Origin of the sequence: Pseudomonas sp. NFPP07 (genome assembly GCF_900115645.1) — a bacterium.
GTDB classification, from domain to species: domain Bacteria; phylum Pseudomonadota; class Gammaproteobacteria; order Pseudomonadales; family Pseudomonadaceae; genus Aquipseudomonas; species Aquipseudomonas chlororaphis.
Genome location: NZ_FOXG01000007.1, coordinates 160,552 through 177,060 on the forward strand (window position 1 = coordinate 160,552; position 16,509 = coordinate 177,060).

Annotated in this window: 15 protein-coding genes; 11 read left to right on the forward strand and 4 right to left on the reverse strand. The window is 62.9% G+C overall.

Going from position 1 to position 16,509, the window contains the following annotated elements:
• The first annotated feature begins 24 nt into the window (after window positions 1-24).
• From BM019_RS19110 to BM019_RS19140, 7 genes are all read left to right on the forward strand, one after another.
• Complete coding sequence (locus BM019_RS19110) at window positions 25-1,383, forward strand: glutamine synthetase family protein (RefSeq protein ID WP_007928318.1); 1,359 nt, start codon at window positions 25-27, stop codon at window positions 1,381-1,383.
• Between the two features lie 57 nt (window positions 1,384-1,440).
• Entirely contained in the window at window positions 1,441-2,805 is a 1,365-nt protein-coding gene (locus BM019_RS19115; protein ID WP_092419313.1) for an aspartate aminotransferase family protein, read from the forward strand.
• 186 nt (window positions 2,806-2,991) lie between these two features.
• The gene (locus tag BM019_RS19120; RefSeq protein WP_062824304.1) at window positions 2,992-4,086 is read left to right on the forward strand and encodes a polyamine ABC transporter substrate-binding protein; all 1,095 of its coding nucleotides are present in this window, start codon (window positions 2,992-2,994) and stop codon (window positions 4,084-4,086) included.
• A gap of 185 nt (window positions 4,087-4,271) precedes the next feature.
• Window positions 4,272-5,366 (forward strand): polyamine ABC transporter substrate-binding protein, encoded by a 1,095-nt coding sequence (locus BM019_RS19125; protein ID WP_009051375.1) that lies wholly within the window; start codon window positions 4,272-4,274, stop codon window positions 5,364-5,366.
• Between the two features lie 74 nt (window positions 5,367-5,440).
• The gene (potA, locus tag BM019_RS19130; RefSeq protein WP_007928322.1) at window positions 5,441-6,583 is read left to right on the forward strand and encodes an ABC transporter ATP-binding protein; all 1,143 of its coding nucleotides are present in this window, start codon (window positions 5,441-5,443) and stop codon (window positions 6,581-6,583) included.
• A 35-nt stretch (window positions 6,584-6,618) separates the two neighbouring features.
• Window positions 6,619-7,500, forward strand: coding sequence for an ABC transporter permease subunit (locus tag BM019_RS19135; protein ID WP_169916015.1), 882 nt, complete (start codon window positions 6,619-6,621; stop codon window positions 7,498-7,500).
• A complete protein-coding gene (locus BM019_RS19140) occupies window positions 7,497-8,387 on the forward strand; it encodes an ABC transporter permease subunit (protein WP_009046085.1) in 891 nt (296 codons plus the stop codon). Before BM019_RS19135 ends, BM019_RS19140 begins: the two co-directional genes overlap by 4 nt.
• Window positions 8,388-8,760: 373 nt before the next feature.
• Here BM019_RS19140 and BM019_RS19150 read toward each other — a convergent pair whose 3' ends face one another.
• Window positions 8,761-11,172 carry a penicillin acylase family protein gene (locus tag BM019_RS19150; RefSeq protein ID WP_092419319.1) on the reverse strand — a complete coding sequence of 804 codons (2,412 nt, stop codon included), beginning with the start codon at window positions 11,170-11,172 and terminating at the stop codon, window positions 8,761-8,763.
• Between the two features lie 106 nt (window positions 11,173-11,278).
• Window positions 11,279-11,857, reverse strand: a complete 579-nt coding sequence (locus tag BM019_RS19155) for a DUF6436 domain-containing protein (RefSeq protein ID WP_007932728.1) — start codon at window positions 11,855-11,857, stop codon at window positions 11,279-11,281.
• A 109-nt stretch (window positions 11,858-11,966) separates the two neighbouring features.
• Between BM019_RS19155 and BM019_RS19160 the strand changes: the two genes are divergently transcribed.
• A complete protein-coding gene (locus BM019_RS19160; RefSeq protein WP_092419322.1) occupies window positions 11,967-12,890 on the forward strand; it encodes a phospholipase BipL in 924 nt (307 codons plus the stop codon).
• 123 nt (window positions 12,891-13,013) lie between these two features.
• On the opposite strand, the gene BM019_RS19165 is transcribed toward BM019_RS19160, so the two are convergent.
• Window positions 13,014-13,766 carry a DUF2059 domain-containing protein gene (locus BM019_RS19165; RefSeq protein ID WP_009046081.1) on the reverse strand — a complete coding sequence of 251 codons (753 nt, stop codon included), beginning with the start codon at window positions 13,764-13,766 and terminating at the stop codon, window positions 13,014-13,016.
• Between the two features lie 171 nt (window positions 13,767-13,937).
• On the opposite strand from BM019_RS19165, the gene BM019_RS19170 reads away from it, so the two are divergent.
• Together BM019_RS19170 and BM019_RS19175 are read left to right on the forward strand one after the other, a co-directional pair.
• Window positions 13,938-14,570 (forward strand): 2OG-Fe(II) oxygenase, encoded by a 633-nt coding sequence (locus tag BM019_RS19170; RefSeq protein ID WP_009046080.1) that lies wholly within the window; start codon window positions 13,938-13,940, stop codon window positions 14,568-14,570.
• A gap of 2 nt (window positions 14,571-14,572) precedes the next feature.
• Window positions 14,573-15,055: a 2-thiouracil desulfurase family protein gene (locus BM019_RS19175; RefSeq protein WP_092419325.1), complete on the forward strand. Its 483-nt coding sequence runs from the start codon at window positions 14,573-14,575 to the stop codon at window positions 15,053-15,055.
• A gap of 94 nt (window positions 15,056-15,149) precedes the next feature.
• On the opposite strand, the gene BM019_RS19180 is transcribed toward BM019_RS19175, so the two are convergent.
• Window positions 15,150-15,923 carry a transporter substrate-binding domain-containing protein gene (locus BM019_RS19180; RefSeq protein ID WP_009046078.1) on the reverse strand — a complete coding sequence of 258 codons (774 nt, stop codon included), beginning with the start codon at window positions 15,921-15,923 and terminating at the stop codon, window positions 15,150-15,152.
• 133 nt (window positions 15,924-16,056) lie between these two features.
• Here BM019_RS19180 and BM019_RS19185 point away from each other — a divergent pair, with 133 nt between their 5' ends.
• On the forward strand, window positions 16,057-16,494 hold the full coding sequence (locus BM019_RS19185) for a DUF4399 domain-containing protein (RefSeq protein ID WP_009046077.1): 438 nt from the start codon (window positions 16,057-16,059) through the stop codon (window positions 16,492-16,494).
• Window positions 16,495-16,509: the final 15 nt, after the last annotated feature.

The following is a 16,509-nucleotide window of genomic DNA, read 5'->3' on the forward strand; positions in this document are numbered from 1 at the left end:
GGAAACTCACGCCTAGAGGCATTTATGAGTAACAACCTCGACCAGCTCACCGATTGGTTGAAAGACCACAAGATCACAGAAGTCGAATGCATGATTGGCGACCTGACCGGGATCACCCGGGGCAAGATCTCGCCGACCAACAAGTTCATCGCCGAAAAAGGCATGCGCCTGCCCGAGAGTGTGCTGTTGCAGACGGTGACCGGCGACTATGTCGAAGACGACATCTATTACGAACTGCTGGACCCGGCCGACATCGACATGGTCTGCCGCCCGGACCAGAACGCGGTATTCCTCGTGCCCTGGGCCATCGAGCCGACCGCCCAGGTGATCCACGACACCTACGACAAGCAGGGCAACCCGATCGAGCTGTCGCCGCGCAACGTGCTCAAGAAGGTCCTGAAACTCTACGCCGACCATGGCTGGCAGCCGATCGTGGCGCCGGAGATGGAGTTCTACCTGACCAAGCGCAGCGACGACCCGGACTACCCGTTGCAGCCACCGGTCGGTCGTTCCGGGCGCCCGGAAACCGGTCGCCAGTCGTTCTCCATCGAAGCGGCCAACGAATTCGACCCGCTGTTCGAGGACGTCTACGACTGGTGCGAACTGCAGGAGCTGGACCTCGACACGCTGATCCACGAAGACGGCACGGCGCAGATGGAGATCAACTTCCGTCACGGCGACGCCCTGTCCCTGGCCGACCAGATCCTGGTGTTCAAGCGCACCATGCGCGAAGCCGCGCTCAAGCACGAGGTGGCCGCCACCTTCATGGCCAAGCCGATGACCGGCGAGCCGGGCAGCGCCATGCACCTGCACCAGAGCATCATCGACATCGAGACCGGCAAGAACGTCTTCTCCAATGAAGACGGGACCATGAGCCAGCTGTTCCTCAACCACATCGGCGGCCTGCAGAAGTTCATCCCCGAGCTGCTGCCGCTGTTCGCGCCCAACGTCAACTCGTTCCGCCGCTTCCTGCCGGACACCTCGGCACCGGTGAACGTGGAGTGGGGCGAAGAGAACCGCACCGTGGGCCTGCGCGTGCCGGATGCCGGGCCGCAGAACCGCCGGGTGGAAAACCGCCTGCCGGGCGCCGACGCCAACCCTTACCTGGCCATTGCTGCCAGCCTGCTGTGTGGGTTCATCGGCATGGTCGAAGGCCACAACCCGAGCGCGCCGGTGGTTGGCCGCGGTTACGAGCGCCGCAACCTGCGCCTGCCGTTGACCATCGAGGACGCCCTGGAGCGCATGGAAAACAGCAAGACCATCGAGAAGTACCTGGGCAAGAAATTCATCACTGGCTACGTCGCGGTCAAGCGGGCCGAGCATGAAAACTTCAAGCGCGTCATCAGTTCGTGGGAGCGGGAATTCCTGCTCTTCGCCGTCTGATGCGCGGGGCGCCGCTATCACCGGCGGCGCCCTCACCGGAAAATCAGGAGAGTTCCAATGATCAGCAACAACCCGCAAACCCGTGAGTGGCAAACCCTCAGCAGCGAGCACCACCTGGCCCCGTTCAGCGACTTCAAGCAATTGAAGGAGAAGGGTCCGCGGATCATCACCAACGCCGAGGGCGTTTATCTCTGGGACAGCGAGGGCAACAAGATCCTCGACGGCATGGCCGGGCTGTGGTGCGTGGCCATCGGTTATGGCCGCGAAGAACTGGCCGACGCCGCCAGCAAGCAGATGCGCGAGCTGCCGTACTACAACCTGTTCTTCCAGACCGCCCACCCGCCGGCGCTGGAACTGGCCAAGGCCATCTCCGATGTGGCCCCCAAGGGCATGAATCATGTGTTCTTCACCGGCTCCGGTTCCGAAGGCAACGACACCATGCTGCGCATGGTTCGCCACTACTGGGCGATCAAGGGCCAGCCGAAGAAGAAAACCATCATCAGCCGGGTCAACGGCTATCACGGCTCCACCGTGGCCGGCGCGAGCCTGGGCGGCATGACCTATATGCACGAACAGGGCGACTTGCCGATCCCGGGCATCGTGCATATCCCGCAGCCTTACTGGTTCGGCGAAGGCGGCGACATGACCCCGGACGAGTTCGGGATCTGGGCGGCCAACCAGCTGGAAGAAAAAATTCTCGAAGTCGGCGTCGATAACGTCGGTGCCTTCATCGCCGAGCCGATCCAGGGCGCGGGCGGCGTGATCGTGCCGCCAGAAAGCTACTGGCCGCGGATCAAGGAAATCCTCGCCAAGTACGACATCCTGTTCGTCGCCGACGAGGTGATCTGTGGGTTCGGGCGGACCGGTGAGTGGTTCGGTAGCGATTTCTACGACCTCAAGCCGGACATGATGACCATCGCCAAGGGCCTGACCTCCGGTTACATCCCCATGGGTGGCCTGATCGTGCGCGACGAAGTGGTGGCGGTGCTCAACGAGGGCGGCGATTTCAACCACGGTTTCACCTATTCCGGGCACCCGGTGGCCGCCGCCGTGGCCCTGGAAAACATCCGTATCATGCGCGACGAAAAAATTATCGAGCGCGTCAAGGCAGAAACGGCACCGTATTTGCAGAAACGCCTGCGGGAACTGAACGATCACCCCCTGGTGGGTGAGGTTCGCGGAGTCGGCCTGTTGGGCGCCATCGAGCTGGTTCAGGACAAGGCCACCCGTGCGCGGTATGTCGGAAAAGGCGTCGGCATGATCTGCCGGCAGTTCTGCTTCGACAACGGCCTGATCATGCGCGCCGTGGGCGACACCATGATCATTGCTCCGCCCCTGGTGATCACCAGGGAGGAGATCGATGAGCTGGTGAGCAAGGCCCGCAAGTGCCTGGACCTGACCTTGAGTGCGTTACAGGGCTAAGTGCTAGGCTCTGAGCGGAGTACCCCACGGTACTTCGCTCGGGGCGGCCATAAAGGATGGGGTCTTCTGTTGAAAGCCCGCCTTGGAACTTGCCAGACTACCGCCTGTTTTTAGTTGCCTGGCAACCGGTCGCTGAACACAAGGTTAAAAAGAATAATTGGAGCATGACGCATGAAGGCAATAGGTATGAAGAAAGCTGGCAAGACCCTCCTCGCCATGTCCCTGATGGGCGCGATGGCGGCAGTGGCCCAGGCAGACGACAAAGTGCTGCACGTTTACAACTGGTCCGACTACATCGCACCTGACACCATCGCGAACTTCGAGAAAGAGTCCGGGATCAAGGTGGTCTACGACGTTTTCGATAGCAACGAGACCCTGGAAGCCAAACTGCTGGCAGGCAAGTCCGGTTACGACGTGGTCGTGCCGTCGAACAACTTCCTGGCCAAGCAGATCAAGGCCGGTGTTTATCAGGAGCTGGACGTCTCCAAGTTGCCCAACTGGAAAAACCTGAACCAGGATCTGCTCAAGGCGGTTTCGGTCAGTGACCCGGGCAACAAGCACGCTTTCCCATACATGTGGGGTTCCATCGGTATCGGTTACAACCCGGAGAAGGTCAAGGCTGCGCTGGGCGTCGACAAGATCGATTCCTGGGACACCCTGCTCAAGCCCGAGAACATTGCCAAGCTCAAGGGCTGCGGCGTGAGCTTCCTCGACTCGCCAACCGAAATGCTCCCGGTCGCCCTGCATTACCTGGGCCTGCCGACCGACAGCCAGAAGAAAGACGACATCAAGAAAGCCGAAGAGCTGTTCCTCAAGATCCGTCCTTCGATCACCTACTTCCACTCCTCCAAGTACATCTCGGACCTGGCCAACGGCAACATCTGCGTAGCGGTCGGTTACTCGGGTGACGTGCAGCAGGCCAAGTCCCGCGCCGCCGAAGCCGGCGACAAGGTGAAAGTCAGCTACGTCATTCCGAAAGAAGGCGCCGGCACCTTCTACGACATGGTCGCTATCCCCAAGGATGCGGAAAACGTCGAGGGCGCCTACAAGTTCATGACCTACCTGCAGAAGCCTGAAGTCATGGCCAGCATCACCAACGCCGTGCGTTTCCCGAACGGCAACGCCGCCGCAACGGCACTGGTAGAAAAAGACATCACCAGCGATCCGGGCATCTACCCACCAGCAGACGTGCAGGCCAAGCTGTATGCGATCGCCGATCTGCCGGCCGCCACCCAGCGTGAGTTGACCCGCAGCTGGACCAAGATCAAATCCGGCAAATAACCGGTTTGAGGCAGCAACCGCTGGCCGTCGTCCCCGCGAGGGCGGTCAGCGGTGCAATTAAATGACAGAAAGTTTTGCTGGATCGGTTTATCGAAGGTAAGTTGCGCGCCGGTTTTGTTGCTGGGCAGCTCTTGGCTGTCATGTAGTGCGGGCAACTCAGGCCCAATTGTTGAGAGGACCTCCACTTGCCTATTTCTTTATTTCGCAAAGCCATGCTGGTGGGCGCCGGACTGACGCTGGCCGTCAGCGCTTATGCCGCGCCGACCGTGCATATTTATAACTGGTCTGACTATATCGGTCAGAGCACATTGGCGGACTTCGAAAAGGCCACCGGCATCAAGCCGCTGTACGACGTGTTCGATTCCAACGAAACCCTGGAAGGCAAGTTGCTCGCCGGTCGTACCGGTTATGACGTGGTCGTGCCGTCCAACCACTTCCTGGGCAAGCAGATCAAGGCCGGGGCGTTCCAGAAGCTCGACAAGGCGCAGTTGCCCAACTATTCCAATCTCGATCCGGTGCTGCTCAAGCGTCTGGAAAAGAACGACCCGGGCAACCAGTACGCCGTGCCTTACCTGTGGGGCACCAACGGCATCGGCTACAACGTCGAGAAGGTCAAGGCCGCGCTGGGCGTGGACAAGATCGACTCCTGGGCCATGCTGTTCGAGCCGGAAAACATCAAGAAGCTGTCGAGCTGCGGCGTGGCTTTCCTCGACTCCGCCGATGAAATGCTCCCGGCGGTGCTCAACTACATGGGCCTGGACCCCAACAGCCAGAACCCCGACGACTACAAGAAGGCTGAAGCCAAGTTGCTGGCAGTGCGGCCTTACGTGACCTACTTCAACTCCTCGAAATACATCTCCGACCTGGCCAATGGCGAAATCTGCGTGGCCGCGGGTTTCTCCGGCGATGTGTTCCAGGCCAAGGCGCGCGCCGCCGAAGCCGGCAAGGGCATCGAAATCGCCTATGTGATTCCCAAGGAAGGCGGCAACCTCTGGTTCGACATGCTGGCCATTCCCAAGGACGCCGGTAACGTCAAGCAGGCCCATGCCTTCATCAATTACCTGCTCAAGCCTGAGGTGATCGCCCAGGTCAGCGATTCCGTCGGTTACGCCAACCCGAACCCCAAGGCAGGCGAGCTGATGGACCAGTCGGTCCGCAAGGACGAAGCCGTTTACCCGGCGCAGGAGATTGTCGACAAGCTATACGTCAACTCAGAGTTGCCGCCCAAGATCCAACGACTCATGACCCGCAGCTGGACCAAGGTCAAGTCGGGCAAATAGCGTCAATCGCTCAAACTATCCTGGGTTCGCTCGCCTTGGGCGAACTGCACTCTTTTTTTCTGGGAGTTTCGTAAATGGCAGTTGCCTCCGGCGCCTACAAGAAAGCCCTCGAGGGCGACCAGACACCGAAGCAGGTGTTGGTCAAGATCGACCGGGTCACGAAGAAGTTCGACGAGACGATTGCCGTGGACGATGTGTCCCTGGAAATCAAGAAAGGCGAGATCTTCGCCCTGCTCGGCGGTTCTGGCTCGGGTAAGTCCACCCTGCTGCGGATGCTCGCGGGGTTCGAACGGCCCACGGAGGGGCGCATCTACCTGGACGGTGTGGACATCACCGACATGCCGCCCTACGAGCGGCCGATCAACATGATGTTCCAGTCCTATGCCTTGTTTCCGCACATGACCGTGGCGCAGAACATCGCCTTCGGCCTGCAGCAGGACAAGATTCCCAAGGCCGAGATCGATGCCCGCGTGGCCGAGATGCTCAAACTGGTGCAGATGAGCCAGTACGCCAAGCGCAAGCCGCACCAGCTCTCCGGCGGCCAGCGCCAGCGCGTGGCCCTGGCCCGCTCCCTGGCCAAGCGGCCGAAACTGCTGCTGCTCGACGAACCGATGGGCGCCCTGGATAAAAAGCTGCGCTCGCAGATGCAACTGGAGCTGGTGGAGATCATCGAGCGCGTCGGCGTGACCTGCGTGATGGTGACTCACGACCAGGAAGAAGCCATGACCATGGCCGAGCGTATTGCGATCATGCACCTGGGCTGGATCGCCCAGATCGGCAGCCCGATCGACATCTACGAAACCCCGACCAGCCGCCTGGTCTGCGAGTTCATCGGCAACGTCAACATCTTCGAGGGTGAAGTGATCGACGACGCCGAAGGCCACGCGACCATCACCTGCAAGGACCTGGACCGTAACATCTACGTGGGCCACGGCATCAGCACCTCGGTGCAGGACAAGTCGGTGACCTACGCCATCCGCCCGGAAAAACTCCTGGTGACCCCGGACATGCCGACCTGCGAATACAACTGGTCGAGCGGCAAGGTGCACGACATCGCCTACCTGGGCGGCCACTCGGTGTTCTACGTCGAGCTGCCGAGCGGCAAGCTGGTGCAGTCGTTCGTGGCCAACGCCGAGCGTCGCGGCGCGCGTCCGACCTGGGGCGACCAGGTGTACGTCTGGTGGGAAGACGACAGCGGCGTGGTACTGCGCTCATGAACATGCGAAAGCTCAAGCGCCGCCTCAATCGAATAATTCCCGGTGGCCGCCAGATGGTCATCGGGGTTCCGTTCCTCTGGCTGTTCCTGTTCTTCATGCTGCCGTTCTTCATCGTCCTGAAGATCAGCTTCGCCGAAGCGGACGTGGCCATTCCGCCGTACACCGAGATCTACAGCTTCATCGACCAGAAGCTGCAGGTGCTGCTCAACCTGGGCAACTACGCGATGCTCGGCGACGACGAACTGTATATCGCCGCCTACCTCGGCTCGCTGAAGATGGCGTTCTTCAGCACGCTGCTGTGCCTGCTGATCGGCTACCCGATGGCCTATGCCATCGCCAGCGCCCGCAAAGAGCTGCAGACCGTGCTGGTGCTGCTGATCATGATGCCGACCTGGACCGCGATCCTGATCCGCGTCTATGCCTGGATGGGCATCCTCAGCAACAACGGCCTGCTCAACGGCTTCCTGATGAGCATGGGCTTGATCGACGAGCCGCTGCAGATCCTCAACACCAACCTGGCGGTGTATATCGGCGTGGTCTATTCGTACCTGCCGTTCATGATCCTGCCGCTCTATGCCAACCTGGTGAAGCACGATACCAGTCTGCTGGAAGCCGCTTCGGACCTGGGTTCGAGCACTTTCAACAGCTTCTGGAAAATCACCGTGCCGCTGTCGAAGAACGGCATCATCGCCGGCTGCATGCTGGTGTTCATCCCGGTGGTGGGCGAGTTCGTGATCCCGGAACTGCTCGGCGGTCCGGAAACCCTGATGATCGGTAAAGTGCTCTGGCAAGAGTTCTTCAACAACCGTGACTGGCCGGTGGCATCGGCCCTGGCAGTGGTGATGCTGGCGATCCTGATTGTGCCGATCATCCTCTTCAACCGCAGTCAGGCCAAAGAAATGGAGGGCAAGGAATGAAGCGCTTCAGTTTCTCGAACCTGATGCTGGTAGTGGGCCTGGTGTTCATCTACCTGCCGATGCTGATCCTGGTGATCTACTCGTTCAACGCCTCCAAGTTGGTGACGGTCTGGGGCGGCTGGTCGGTGAAGTGGTACGTCGGCCTGCTGGACAACTCGCAACTGATGGGCTCGGTGGTGCGCTCCCTGGAGATCGCCTGCTACACCGCGATCGCCGCGGTAGCCCTGGGTACCCTGGCGGCCTTCGTCCTGACCCGTATCACCCACTTCAAGGGCCGCACGCTGTTCGGCGGCCTGGTCACCGCGCCGCTGGTGATGCCGGAAGTGATCACCGGCCTGTCGCTGTTGCTGCTGTTCGTGGCCATGGCACAGATGATCGGCTGGCCGCAGGAGCGTGGCATCGTCACCATCTGGATCGCCCACACCACGTTCTGCGCGGCCTATGTGGCGGTGGTGGTGTCGGCGCGTCTGCGCGAGCTGGACCTGTCCATCGAAGAGGCGGCCATGGACCTGGGGGCGCGGCCGTGGAAGGTGTTCTTCCTGATCACCATCCCGATGATCGCGCCGTCCCTGGCGGCGGGCGGCATGATGTCCTTCGCCCTGTCCCTGGACGACCTGGTGCTGGCGAGCTTCGTCTCCGGCCCGGGCTCCACCACCTTGCCGATGGAAGTGTTCTCGGCGGTGCGCCTGGGGGTGAAACCGGAAATCAACGCCGTGGCCAGCCTGATCCTGCTGGCGGTGTCGCTGGTGACCTTCCTGGTCTGGTACTTCAGCCGCCAGGCCGAAGAGCGCCGCAAGCGCGCCATCCAGCAAGCCATCGAAGAGGCCGCGGCCGATTCCTGGAAGCAGCCGGACGTGCGCCGCGCACAGGCCCCGGAAGCGGCCTGATACGCGACAGCCGGAAGGCGTTGACCGCGACAAGACATCGCCCCTGTTCAGGGGCGATGTCGTTTTCGGGGGTAGCCGCTGCCGCAGGCTGCGATCGACCGGAACGGTCGCAGCGCTCTCAAGGTCGCCGAGGTCCTTCGGACCTATCGCAGCCTGCGGCAGCGGCTACAGCAGAAAACGCCTCGGCTCTTCAGCGAGTCGTATGCCGCCAGGGCGTGCAGTGAATAGACATAGGCCGTTCTGGCATTCAGTGAGATGGCGGTGGCCAGGGTGGCGGCAATCTCTTCACGGGTGGCCCCGGACTTGAGTGCCGCGTCGACTGGATCGCCAGCCAAGCTGGTTGCTGCGGGTCAGGCGTCGTTCACCACGGGGGTTACTGCGCCGTCCGCGCCGGCAACAGCTTCAGGGTGCTGTGGGTATTGGCCGTGACCTCTTCTTCGTTGAAGTGCGCCTGCTGGTACACCCCTTCGATATAGGCCTCGGCCTGATCCTGATAGTGCTTGTCGAACAGCACGCCGCTTTGCCCGACCGGGTTGACGCTCAGGCTGTGGGCCGGATCGGCGAAGTCGATCAGGCGCCGGGTGGACGGACCATAGGTCACCGGCCAGGGCGCCGGGCCGATCTTGGCCGATTGATTGTTCGGCACTTCGTGGGTGCCGGGTGCGGCGAACGGGCCGACGTTGAACACCCGGTCCAGGGGCTTCTGCAGGCCCAGCGGATGACCGTGGGTCAGGGTATGCGCCTGGCCCCACAGCCACTTCGTCGAGTCCTCGCCAAAGGTCGCCTTGAGATGAGCGAGGCTGGCGCGCCAGGCGACCCTGACGGTGTCGGCGCGGCTTTCCTGGCCCAGGGTGTTGCGGTTGTCCCACCACGGCGAATCGGCGGAGGCGGCCAGGCGTGGCAGCGCGGCGTCGATCACCCGGGTGGACAGCAGGGTGTCGAAGAAGGCGTCCCCCAGCTCGTCGTGGAAGGCCGCGTCGGTGAGGTTGAACAGGAACTGGTTGAACAGGGTGGCGCTGGTGGAGTCCAGCGGGTAGTCGCCTTTCCACTGCGCCAGTTGCTCCACCAGCTTGAGCTCCTGCGGGTCGCTCACCACCTCGCGCAGGACCGGCAGCAGCGGTGCCAGCAGGCGCGGGCCATAGGCGGTGGCGGTGCCCAGCTGGAGTTTCTGGCTGGCGTCGATATCCCATTTCACGCTCTTGTCGCCGAGCTGGCGGTCCAGTTGCTGGCCACGGTCGGCGAGGTTGTAGTAGCCAGGAATCTCCATGCCGGTGGGCGAGACCGGCTGGAAGTTGGCCGAAACGATATAGCCGCGCGCCGGGTTTTCTTCCTGGGGGTTGGCGCTGAACGGGTAGAAGCCCTCTTTGTCCGCCAGCGAAGTGCTGCCGTCGAAGATGAACGTGCCCTTGGCGCCAATCGGGCGTTTAGGCAACAGTGCCGCGGCCCACCAGCCGATATCGCCCTTGGCGTTGGCCCAGACGATGTTCAAGCCCGGCGCCTGGACCTTGGACGCGGCACTGCGGGCCTTGGCCAGGGTGTCGGCGCGGTTGAGCTGGTAGAAGCCGTCGAGGATCGGGTTCGGCGTTTCGAGGAAGGCCCACCACATGGCGATCGGCGTCTTGCCGGCATTGGCCCCGAGCACGTCGTTGACGATAGGCCCGTGGGGCGACTGGCGCAGGATCTGGGTGACCGGCGGCTGGCCCTTCACCGCGATCTGCTGCTCGCTGTTGACCAGGTCGACCCACTTGCCGCGGTACCAGACCTGGTTGGCATTGTTCGGGTTGACCTTCTCGGCGATCAGGTCCAGATCGTCGTTCTGGAACATGGTCAGGCTCCAGCCGAAGTCCAGGTTGTGGCCGAGAAAGGCGAAGGGCACCAGCGCCTGGTGATGACCGTAGAGTTCGAAGCCCGGTGCCGACAGCTGGGCCTCGTACCACACCGACGGCACCGCGAAGCGGATGTGCGGGTCGCCGGCCAGCAACGGTTTGCCGCTCTTGGTGCGGCTGCCGGACACCGCCCAGGCGTTGCTGCCCTCGAATTGCGGCAGGCCGGCGTCGGCCAGGGCCTGTTCGCTCAGCCGGGCGATGGCACCGAGGTCCTGCCAGTCGCTGGCGGCCAGGCTTGGCGCCAGCGGGCCGCGGCCCTTGGCCAGGGCGCCCTTGGGCTGCCAGTCGAGGTCGAAGACTTTCAGGTAGTCGCTGCCGAGCTGGTCGCGCACGTAGGTCAGCAGCGGTTCGGTGCGGAAAGCCGCGGCGAAGCTGTAGGCCATGTAGCCAGCAACGCTGATGCTGTCTTCGGCAGTGAAGGAACGCTTGGGAATCCCCAGGACATCAAATTCGATCGGTTGCGGATGGCTGTTCTGATACTGGTTGACCCCGTCCAGGTAGGCTTGCAGGCCCTTCCAGGCAGGGGACTGGCGATCCAGCCCGGCGACGTAGCTGTCGGCGCGCTCGCGGATACGCAGGCTGCGGAACAGTTTGTCGGTGTCGAGCAGTTTGGGGCCGAGTATCTCGGCCAGCTCGCCGCGGGCCAGGCGCCGCATGACTTCCATCTGGAACAGCCGGTCCTGGGCGTGGACATAACCCAGCGCGCGGTACAGGTCGGTTTCGTTTTCCGCGCGGATATGCGGCACGCCGCGTTCGTCGTAGCGCACCGTGACCGAGCCCTGCAGGCGCTCCAGTTCGACCTGGCCCTGGCGCGACGGCTGCTTGCTGTACAGGTACCAGCCCCCTCCGGCAGCAAGGGCGAGGATCAGGACGACGAGTACGGTCAGGCTGCGTTTCATGGCGACTCCTTGTTCTTTCTGCGATTTGCCTGCCGTGGGGAAGGCAAACATTTAGCACAGGCCTTCTGTGCCGGGCATCCGTTGTCTGCGAAAAGTCAGGAATGCCTTAATCCGTCTGTTTCGGCCATGGACAATAACAGCCCACCGCCAAGGTGTGGGTGGCGCTGACCGCGCGGCCTTCGTGCAGGGCCTGGAGGATAGGTTCGATAAAGCTGTTGCTGGAATTGCAGGTCAGGCCTTCGCTGTAGGGGCCGAAGTAGGCCAGGGTGCCGTTGCGGTCCCAGATCGCCACGGCCGGGCTGGCGGGGATCTGCTCCGAGCCGGGCAAGCCGTCGAGGATTTTCAGGCGGCTCAGGGTGGCGGGCAACTGGCCGTGGCTGCCGGCCTTCTGCACCGAGTAGAACTCCACGCCCTGCGGGCCGTAGTGTTCGATCAACTCGGCCAGGTGCTGCTGGTTGCCGACATTGCACGGGCAGGCCGGGTCCCAGAAATGCACCAGGCGGATGGCGCCTTCGCCAGCCAGCCCGGGCGGCAGTTGCAGCGGGTCGCCGGAAAACACCGCGGTGTGTTCGCTGAAGGTGCGCAGAAAACGTCCCTGGAACCAGTCGTAGGCGACCCACAGCACCCCGGCGCACAGGAGGGCGAGCAGGCTGGCAAGCAGGGTCGTGCGGTAGGGCAGACGCATACGGATCATTCCTCGAAGGTCGCGTAGCTTGCCATGCTTGCCCCGACAGATGAATATCGCAGGCCGATAAAGCCTGTTTCGCGTTCCGCGCCACCCTGGGAAAACCCTTATGCCTGCGACCTTCGACCCCGACCTTCTGCGCGCCAGCCTGCGGCCCCTGGCCGAGGCGCAACCGCTCTCGGCCCAGGCGCAGGCCTATCAGCGTTTCTATGGGCTGGATCTGCCGGTCAAGCGTGGGCTGGGGCGTTTCGCGGTTGGTGGTTTTGAGGTGGTTGGCCAGGTCTGGTGGCCCGAGCAGCCGGTGGCGACCTTGTTTCTGTTGCACGGTTTCTACGATCACATGGGCTTGTACCGGCATGTGATCGAGTGGGCGCTGCAGCGGCAGTGGGCGGTGATTGCCTGCGACTTGCCGGGCCACGGCCTGTCCAGCGGCGAGCGCGCCAGCATCGATGATTTCGCGGTGTACCAGGCGGTGCTGCAAGGCCTGTTCGACGAAGCCCGCTCCCTCGATCTGCCCCAGCCCTGGCACCTGTGCGGGCAAAGCACGGGCGGGGCGATCGTGATCGACCATCTGCTCAACCAGGGCACGCAGAGCCCGGCCCAGGGCCAGGTGATCCTGCTCTCGCCGCTGGTGCGCCCGCGCGCCTGGGGCTGGTCGAAGCTCAGCTATTACATGCTCCGGCCTTTCGTCAAAGGCATCGCCCGGCGCTTCAGCGAGAACTCCACCGACCCCGATTTCCTGCCGTTCCTGCAGCGCGACCCGTTGCAACCCCTGCGCCTGCCGACCGCCTGGGTCGGCGCGCTGGCGCAGTGGATCAAGCGCATCGAACTGGCCCCGCGCAGCAGCCGGCAGCCGCTGATCGTTCAGGGGCAGGCGGACATGACAGTGGATTGGCAGCACAACCTGCAGGTGATCCGGCAGAAGTTCCAGCAGCCCCAGGTGCTGATGCTGCCCGAGGCGCGGCATCACCTGGCGAACGAGGCGGCGCGCATTCGCCAGGAATACTTCGCCTTCCTGAACCAGCATCTTTGAAGGTATTCACGCACCTGTAGCCGCTGCCGAAGGCTGCGACAGGTCCGCAGGACCTCAGTGGTCGAAAGATCGTCACGACCGTACCGGTCGATCGCAGCCTGCGGCAGCGGCTACAAGAGGTGTTTAGGGCGTGAGGCTGGAAGTGCTCTGGCCGACGGCCAGCCCGGCGCGGATCGCGGCGAGGGCGGCCTGGTAGTAGGCCTTGCCTTCGGCGGACTCGGCGAAGTTGGCGAACTCTTCCAGCTCGGGGTCGGACAGGTCGCGATAGACGTACAGCAGGGTGTTGTTCAGGTCGTTGCCGATCTGCGCCATCAGCCGCTGGCGCTGGCCGTTGAGCATGTTCTGCGCCTGGCCGGCACCCAGCAGGCCGGGGATCATCTGGCTCAGGCTGTCGGCAGCCACGCCAGCGATCGCCAGGCTGACTTCGGCGCCGGCTTCACGGGCCGGCAGCGCCTGGGCCAGGTGGCCGATGATCAGCTGACGGGTATCGCTGGCCTGCATCTTCGGCAGGCCCTGGGCGTTTTTCGCCAACTGGTCGCGGCGGGTTGCCAGCAGTTCGGCGGCAACGATCTTGCGCCCCAGCGGCGACTGGAAAAACGCCAGGGCCGGTTTCGGGTCGGCGAGGTTCTGCCGCAACTGCGCCTGGGCGCGGCGGTCCATGGCCTGCGGCGCGAAGCGCTGGTTGCTGTTGTTGACCAGGGCCTGATAGACCGCTGGCGGCAAGCTATTCTGGTAACGCTGCTGGGCGGCGGTAAGAGCATCGTTGAAATGCGCGCGTTGTTCCGGCCAGCCGGCGACCTTGTACAACTGGTCGTGGCCGTCTGCCCAGGCGGGCAACACACAGAACATCAACAGTGAAAAAAGCAAACGGCGCATAAGGACTCCTGTCGGCAGCCCACTATTCTCCGGGGCGAGGCGATGGTTGTCGAGAATTCGTATCAGGTTCAGTACGCAAACTGTCCGATCGAACGACGAACAGAAGCAGCGCCAGGCTGCTTGGTCAGAATTCTCTCGCGGATCTGTCGGATTCATCTGGGTGTGGATACTATGCGCGCCATGCAAATACCCTCTGATCACCCCCTGCTGTTACGCATTGTCGATGACCTGGCCACCCGTGGCTGGTCGCAGCAGAACATCTTCCTGCCAGAAGCCCTGACCCTGGAGCTGGCGGCCGAGTGCCGTAAGCGCGCGGCCGAAGGCGAGCTGGCGCCAGCGGCGGTTGGCCGTGGCCCGGCGCAGGAGATTCGCGAGGGGATCCGTGGCGATCACATCCAGTGGCTTGAGCCCGGCCAGGCCGACTGCTGCGATACCTACCTGGGCTTGATGGACAGCCTGCGCGAGGCGCTGAACCGTGGGTTGTTCCTCGGCCTGGAAGACTTCGAAAGCCACTTCGCGCTGTACCCGCCAGGGGCGTTCTACCTCAAGCACGTCGACCGTTTCCGCGACGATGACCGGCGCATGGTGTCGGCGGTGATCTACCTCAACCAGGAATGGCTGCCGGAGCAGGGCGGGCAACTGCGCATGTACTTCGATGGTGAGACGGAATACGACGTGGATCCCGCCGGCGGCCGGTTGGTGGTGTTCCTCTCCGGCGAGGTGCCCCACGAAGTCCTGCCCGCGACCCGGGAGCGCCTGTCCTTGACGGGCTGGTTCCGCCGGCGTGGCAACGAGCCGTTCTGATCATGCACAAGATACTGGTCAGTCGCTGCCTGTTGGGCCACCGCGTGCGTTACGACGGTGGCGCCAGCGGGCCGTTCGATCAACTGGCGAGCTGGCAGGCCGAGGGCCGGGTGGTTGCGTTGTGCCCGGAAGTCGCCGGCGGCTTGCCGACGCCACGGGCGGCTGCGGAAATACCCGGCGGGCAGGGCGGTGAAGTGCTCGATGGCCTGGCGCAGGTCATTACTACCGAGGGCGAGGATGTCAGCGCCGAGTTCCTCAGCGGCGCTCGGCAGGCGCTGGAGCTGGTACGCGAACACGGGATTCGCATCGCCGTGCTCAAGGCCAACAGCCCGTCCTGCGGCAATCTGCTGACCTATGACGGCAGCTTCCGCGGGGTCAAGGTCAGCGGCGAGGGCGTCACCGCCGCCTTGCTCAAGCGCGCCGGGGTGCAAGTGTTCAGCGAGCTGGAGCTGGCCGAGGCCGCCGCGGCCCTGGCGGCGCTCTAGCCCCTGTAGCCGCTGCCGCAGGCTGCGAAAGCTCCGCAGGAGCTCTGCGATATCAAGTTTTCCGCGGCTGCAGCCTGCGGCAGCGACTACCACATCAAGGCTTGGGCGGCTTGCTCGCATCCATGCCGAACCATTTTTCCGACAACGCCATCAGCCGGCCATCGGCCTTGATGCGCTGCAGCGCGCCGTCGAGACTCGCCTGGAACGCCGGGTTACCTTTCTGGAACGGGATCGCCAGGCTCAGGGTCGGCCCGACCTTGGCGCCTTCCTTCACCGGCAAGCGGCTGTCGCGAATGGCGTAGGGGATCAGCAGGCGGTCGCTGATGGCGGCGTCGAGCTGCTTGTCGGCCACATCCTTGATGGGTTGCTGGGCGTTCGGGTAGCTACGCAGGTCGATGCCTTCAACGGTGCGTGCCTGCTCGGCGAACTGGCTGCCCTGGGCCACGCCGAGGGCCTGGCCCTGGAGCGCCTGCAGGCTGCCCAGCGCGCGCTGTTCTTCCTTGCGTACGATCAATTGTGCGCTGGAATAACTGTAAGGTTCGCTGAAGTCGAAACGATCCTTGAGTTCCGGGGTCATTGCTACGTGATTGATGGCGATGTCGTAGCGGCCGCTTTCGACGCCAGGTAGCAGGTCGGCAGCGTCGGCGACCACGAAGTCCGCCCGCACATCCAGTTCCCGGGCGAGCAGTTGGCCCAGCTCGACTTCGAAACCGGTGAGTTTGCCGTCGTCCTTGAAGTTGAAGGGCGGGGTGTTGGCTTCCAGCGCGATACGCAGTTCCCCGCGATCGTTCACATCGTCGATCAGTTCGGCTTGAGCGTAAGTGCTCACAAGAGGTAGCAAAAGTATCAGGCCAGGCAGGAAACGCATGGTCACTCCTTGAATTTATATGTGCGATGCGCTGTTCAGGCTCGCTTTGCTATGGTGTTGATTGCCCTTCGACAACGATATGCCACGAAGTTGTCATAACCGTACCGATTTTGCGGAAAAACTGGAGAGTAGAATGAAAACCTTTATATCTCGTGCTGCATTGGCCGGCCTGATGCTGGGGGCCTCGATGCTGGCTTGTGCGGCGGATATTCCTCGCACCAAGGCGCCGGAAGGCGCTTCTGTATTTATCGTCACCCCGGTCAATGGCGATACCGTGGCCAAGACCTTCAAGGTCAAGTTCGGCGTCAGCGACATCTCCCTGGCGCCCGCCGGCGACCAGACTCCGCACACCGGGCACCACCATCTGCTGGTCGACGTCGACAAGCTGCCAGCCGAAAACATGCCGATCCCGGCCGACGCCCAGCATATCCACTTCGGCAAGGCCCAGACCGAAACCGAGCTGACCCTGGCCCCGGGCAAGCACACCCTGCAGCTGGAGCTGGGCGACAAGAACCACGTGCCGTTCGACCCGCCAATCGTTTCGGAAAAGATCACCATCACCGTCAAGTAAGCGCAGACGGTAAAA

Coding starts and splice junctions, on each gene's coding strand:
- BM019_RS19150 (WP_092419319.1), bottom strand. CDS start 11,172: ATGAAACGCAGCCTGACCGTACTCGTCGTCCTGATCCTCGCCCTTGCT.
- BM019_RS19175 (WP_092419325.1), top strand. CDS start 14,573: ATGCACAAGATACTGGTCAGTCGCTGCCTGTTGGGCCACCGCGTGCGT.
- potA (WP_007928322.1), top strand. CDS start 5,441: ATGGCAGTTGCCTCCGGCGCCTACAAGAAAGCCCTCGAGGGCGACCAG.
- BM019_RS19115 (WP_092419313.1), top strand. CDS start 1,441: ATGATCAGCAACAACCCGCAAACCCGTGAGTGGCAAACCCTCAGCAGC.
- BM019_RS19155 (WP_007932728.1), bottom strand. CDS start 11,857: ATGCGTCTGCCCTACCGCACGACCCTGCTTGCCAGCCTGCTCGCCCTC.
- BM019_RS19120 (WP_062824304.1), top strand. CDS start 2,992: ATGAAGAAAGCTGGCAAGACCCTCCTCGCCATGTCCCTGATGGGCGCG.
- BM019_RS19180 (WP_009046078.1), bottom strand. CDS start 15,923: ATGCGTTTCCTGCCTGGCCTGATACTTTTGCTACCTCTTGTGAGCACT.
- BM019_RS19110 (WP_007928318.1), top strand. CDS start 25: ATGAGTAACAACCTCGACCAGCTCACCGATTGGTTGAAAGACCACAAG.
- BM019_RS19185 (WP_009046077.1), top strand. CDS start 16,057: ATGAAAACCTTTATATCTCGTGCTGCATTGGCCGGCCTGATGCTGGGG.
- BM019_RS19165 (WP_009046081.1), bottom strand. CDS start 13,766: ATGCGCCGTTTGCTTTTTTCACTGTTGATGTTCTGTGTGTTGCCCGCC.
- BM019_RS19170 (WP_009046080.1), top strand. CDS start 13,938: ATGCGCGCCATGCAAATACCCTCTGATCACCCCCTGCTGTTACGCATT.
- BM019_RS19160 (WP_092419322.1), top strand. CDS start 11,967: ATGCCTGCGACCTTCGACCCCGACCTTCTGCGCGCCAGCCTGCGGCCC.
- BM019_RS19140 (WP_009046085.1), top strand. CDS start 7,497: ATGAAGCGCTTCAGTTTCTCGAACCTGATGCTGGTAGTGGGCCTGGTG.